The 4,314-nt window shown below is 52.9% G+C and carries 3 protein-coding genes and 3 pseudogenes; 2 read left to right on the top strand and 4 right to left on the bottom strand.

Translation table 11 applies throughout. The features are described from left to right. Nucleotides 1–105: 105 nt before the first annotated feature. Complete coding sequence (locus tag CINSTRO3249_RS16795; protein ID WP_125933199.1) at nt 106–753, bottom strand: hypothetical protein; 648 nt, start codon at nt 751–753, stop codon at nt 106–108. 444 nt (nt 754–1,197) lie between these two features. Continuing rightward, a complete protein-coding gene (dsbB, locus tag CINSTRO3249_RS13345) occupies nt 1,198–1,728 on the bottom strand; it encodes a disulfide bond formation protein DsbB (RefSeq protein WP_074013625.1) in 531 nt (176 codons plus the stop codon). A gap of 311 nt (nt 1,729–2,039) precedes the next feature. On the opposite strand from dsbB, the gene fadR reads away from it, so the two are divergent. Further along, nucleotides 2,040–2,768 carry a fatty acid metabolism transcriptional regulator FadR gene (gene fadR / locus CINSTRO3249_RS13350; RefSeq protein ID WP_074013626.1) on the top strand — a complete coding sequence of 243 codons (729 nt, stop codon included), beginning with the start codon at nt 2,040–2,042 and terminating at the stop codon, nt 2,766–2,768. 62 nt (nt 2,769–2,830) lie between these two features. Here the strand turns inward: fadR and CINSTRO3249_RS13355 are convergent. Continuing rightward, a pseudogene (locus tag CINSTRO3249_RS13355) lies at nt 2,831–3,676 on the bottom strand (SpoVR family protein); the annotation flags it as partial. A gap of 111 nt (nt 3,677–3,787) precedes the next feature. Between CINSTRO3249_RS13355 and CINSTRO3249_RS13360 the strand changes: the two are divergent. Then, a pseudogene (locus CINSTRO3249_RS13360) lies at nt 3,788–4,189 on the top strand (FAD-dependent oxidoreductase); the annotation flags it as partial. Nucleotides 4,190–4,204: 15 nt separating this feature from the next. On the opposite strand, the pseudogene CINSTRO3249_RS16800 reads toward CINSTRO3249_RS13360, so the two are convergent. Then, a pseudogene (locus CINSTRO3249_RS16800) lies at nt 4,205–4,314 on the bottom strand (IS110 family transposase); the annotation flags it as partial.

Here is a 4,314-nt window from a genome sequence, read left to right on the forward strand (position 1 = left end):
TGCTCATGCTGAGTTTCCAGCACTAGATTAACTGCCCGTTCACGGACTTCCGGAGAGTAACGTTTGGTCGTTGTCATAGAGACCTCCACTTTTAAAGTATAGACTCTAATTTATCCGGGGTGATTCATAATGTACATCCATGCAATACATGATCCTGGCATTGATCTCGTTAATGCTATTGATATCCTTCTCTTTAGACAGGCTTAATTGATGCAGTGTATCGATGTTCGTCAATGCGAGCTGACGCCAGTCCACCGCATCACTGGTGACTAAAGGAAGTGATGCCCGCCAACGGTTCACCTTTCCTATGGCGGCGTTTAACGGATCGGGTGCTTGGTCAATACTGGTTAATAAGGAAAAAACGTTGCCTGGGAGGCGGTAATGATTGTCCACCTCTGTTGATGAAGCGTCATTATCTAACGGTGTTGCCAATCGCCATTCTCCTGATGAGTAGGGTGGTTGGGCAGGATTTGGCTCAAGCTGCTCATCTTTAATTCTCATTAGTTCATGGGATTTATCTGGCCATAAACTGGTATGCCTCAGGTCGCCGTTCTGAGGAATTGACGCCCGTGGAGTAGTTGGTTCTGCATTGATATTCAAGGCTTCCTCCAAATTACGAGCAAGCGCCGTTTGAGGGGACCCGGTGGCTGGGCAAAGAGAGAGGGGATCCAAGCCGGTATTTGCATGATAAACGGGACCGTTGTCTGTTTCACCTTGGCTTAATCGTAATGTGTTGTCTGGAATAGCGTTCATTTTCTTCCCCTGGTTTGGTTACGATGGATTTAACGAAACGTCAAACGTCATGGACGACATTATCCCAAGGCGGACTCACGATAACGTCAACGACCGCCCCCCGAGGAGGATATACACAGCAATAAGTTATTTATTTCTTAATAGTCCAAGCCGATTATGAATAAGTTGCGTCATACCGTCGACAAGACGGGCAGGCAAAGTCGATTATAATGACGGGATAATACCCAATAATTTAAAACTTTTTACGTGGCGGTGGCGGTTTAATCGCATTGGGCTGATGACATCATGTCACCCCGTGGCTATTGAGGCTTTTAAGGCGGGCAAAACCGGTCTGCGCTGATGTGCGCCGAAGTTAATTGGCGCGGCTGTGAAATCGGATTACCGCCACGGGATGTTCCGCGCGAGCATGACGGCGGGGTAACGCCGTCATGCCACAGGCTGTCATCAACGGGAAAAGAGATCGCGTTTGCGCGGGGGAAAACATTGTGCCAGCAGAATGATGACCGCTACCGCCAGATAAGCGCCAAAGATGACGATCATCCATTGCGGCATTTCCAGCGACAGGAAATGCCATTGGCGCACGGCACAGTCGCCGCTGGCGCTGAAAACCGAGGGCAGCCACTTGTCCAGCGGTAGCCAGGAAGGAAAACTGACGAAAAAATCGCAGGTGACGAACGGGGAGGGGTGTAACTGAATATCGGTGTGTTTCATCGCCAGCAGCAGGCCTTCCCAGGCGCTGTAAAGCCATAGCGCCAGGCCGGCGAAACGCAGCGGCGTCGCGGGCGCGATGGCACCTACCAGCCCGGCGGCAACGACGCCATACAGGGCGCAACGTTGATAAATACACAGCACGCAGGGATTGAGCCGCATGACATGCTGAAAATAAAGCGCGACCAGTTCCAGCGCGAAGGCGGTGAGTGCCAATAGTAACCAGGCTGCACGATGTTTGGAGCAGCGGTTTAACGATCGCATCATAAAAGATTATCCAGAACAGTTAAGTGGCGTGAAACGAGCATTCTAAATCAAAAAACAACAGACACCAGCGACTTTTCCGTCGGTGGCACGCCGGAGGCCGCGCCGTTTTACTATTATTGAGGTTACCCGCGCCGACCCGGACCGCCAAAAAGCGCTCTTTTGGCCGCCGTTCACCATAAGCGGGAGATGGGTTATAGTCTGCCGGCGGCGGGCGAGGTAAAATAACCCGCTTGTTCATGATGAAGTCACCGCGCCCGTTCGCAAAGGGTGAGAGGCATGTGGATGGTTAAGCTGCTATGGAACAAACGAATATGGTCATCAAAGCGCAAAGTCCTGCCGGTTTCGCGGAAGAGTTCCTGATTGAAAGTATCTGGAACAATCGCTTTCCGCCCGGCTCCATCCTGCCCGCAGAGCGGGAACTTTCCGATCTGATCGGCGTCACCCGCACCACGTTGCGGGAGGTGCTGCAGCGGTTGGCCCGTGACGGCTGGCTTAAAATCCAGCACGGTAAGCCGACCCGGGTGAATAATGTCTGGGAAACCTCGGGCCTGAATATTCTGGAAACGCTGGCGCGGCTCGACCATGGCAGCGTGCCTCAGCTCATCGATAATCTGCTCTCGGTGCGCACCAATATCGCCGCGATTTTTATTCGTCTTGCGGTGTCGCTCTATCCCGATAAAGCGCGGGCGGTGCTTTCACAGGCATCGACGGTGGATGATAAGGCGGAAGCGGATAAGGCTGACGCCTTTACCGAAATGGACTACCGTATTTTTCACGGTCTGGCATTCGCTTCCGGCAATCCTATCTACGGACTGATTGTTAACGGCTTGAAAGGGCTCTATCTGCGGGCGGGGCGTTACTATTTCACGAATCCGCAGGCCCGCGAGCTGGCCCGCAATTTTTATAGCCAGCTGGCAACGCTGTGCCGCGCGGGGCTTTATGATCAAGTGATTGAACTGGTGCGTCGCTACGGTAAAGAGAGCCGGGATATCTGGAGCGCGATGCAATCCGCAATGCCCAAAGATATTGCCGGGACATGACCGCCGGCACCGGGTAGGGCTGAGGCGCCGCCCCGGGACGGGCGGCGACCGCACGGGATAGGTTAGATCGGCGGCTGGCGCGGTGGGCAGCGTTCGATAAGCTCCACATTGCCCTCGTCGTTGACCTGCTCCATATAGACATCGAAATTCCACAGCCGGTGAATATGCTTCATCACCTCACGGCGGCTCTTCGCCAGCGGCGCGCGATTTTGCGGCGTATAGCGCAGCGTCAGCGACCGATCGCCGCGCAAATCAACATTCCAGATCTGAATATCGGGTTCCAGGTTACTCAAATTGTATTGCGAAGAAAGCTCCTGGCGTATCGCCTGAGACCCTTCCTCGTTGTGGATGGCCGCAATTTCCAGATAATTGTTATGATCGTCATTCAGCACCGTAAACAGGCGGAAATCCCGCATCACTTTCGGCGACAAAAATTGACTGATAAAACTTTCGTCTTTGAAATTGTGCATGGCAAAATGCACGGTTTCCAGCCAATCGCTGCCGGCGATATCGGGGAACCAGCGGCGGTCTTCCGCCGTCGGCGATTGGCAAATGCGCTTGATATCCTGGAACATGGCGAAACCGAGCGCATAGGGATTAATGCCGCTGTAATACGGGCTGTTGTAGGGCGGCTGATAAACCACATTGGTATGGCTGTGCAAAAATTCCAGCATAAACCTGTCGCTGACTTTGCCTTCATCATACAGGTGATTGAGAATAGTATAATGCCAGAAGGTGGCCCAGCCTTCATTCATCACCTGGGTTTGTTTTTGCGGGTAAAAATACTGACTGACTTTGCGCACGATGCGTAATATTTCCCGCTGCCAGGGTTCGAGCAGTGGCGCGTTCTTCTCCATAAAGTACAGCAGGTTTTCCTGCGGCTCTTGGGGATAGCGCAAACGCTGTTCCTGTACTACTCTCCAGCCGGCGTGTTTGATGCTCGCGGTGCATCTTTTTACTTATCTTTCATACGCCAGCATTTTCTGCTGTAGCGGATGCGGGTTTGGGATCAGACAACCATGCAGGTAATTGTTTTAGGCAGTGGCGTCATCGGGGTGACGTCGGCTTGGTATTTAGCGCAACAAGGGCATCAGGTTACCGTGCTCGATCGTCAGCCCGGTCCGGCGCTGGAAACCAGCGCCAACAATGCCGGTCAGATATCGCCCGGTTATTCCGCGCCTTGGGCCGCGCCGGGTGTTCCACTCAAAGCCGTTAAATGGATGTTTCAGCGTCACGCGCCGCTGGCCGTCAGATGGCATGCCGATGGGGCGCAATTGCGCTGGATGTGGCAGATGCTGCGTAATTGCGATAGCCGACATTATTATATCAATAAAAGCCGCATGGTCCGGCTGGCGGAATATAGCCGCGATTGTTTAAAAGCGCTGCGTAACGAAACCGGCATTCACTACGAGGGACGTCAGATACCGTCTTGCTCATCATGATGCAAGAGCTATATTTTCATCGAAGGGTATTCCAGATTTTAAGACACCATAAGCTAATTGGAGTAATTTTCGCATTGCCGCGCAGATGCCTACTTTACCTCCTT

It is taken from the genome of Candidatus Sodalis sp. SoCistrobi (genome assembly GCF_900143145.1).
Classification (GTDB): Bacteria; Pseudomonadota; Gammaproteobacteria; order Enterobacterales; family Enterobacteriaceae; genus SoCistrobi.

Excerpts from the sequence above, each read along its gene's own strand:
- CINSTRO3249_RS16795 (WP_125933199.1), bottom strand. The coding sequence starts at position 753 with ATGAACGCTATTCCAGACAACACATTACGATTAAGCCAAGGTGAAACA.
- dsbB (WP_074013625.1), bottom strand. The coding sequence starts at position 1,728 with ATGATGCGATCGTTAAACCGCTGCTCCAAACATCGTGCAGCCTGGTTA.
- fadR (WP_074013626.1), top strand. The coding sequence starts at position 2,040 with ATGGTCATCAAAGCGCAAAGTCCTGCCGGTTTCGCGGAAGAGTTCCTG.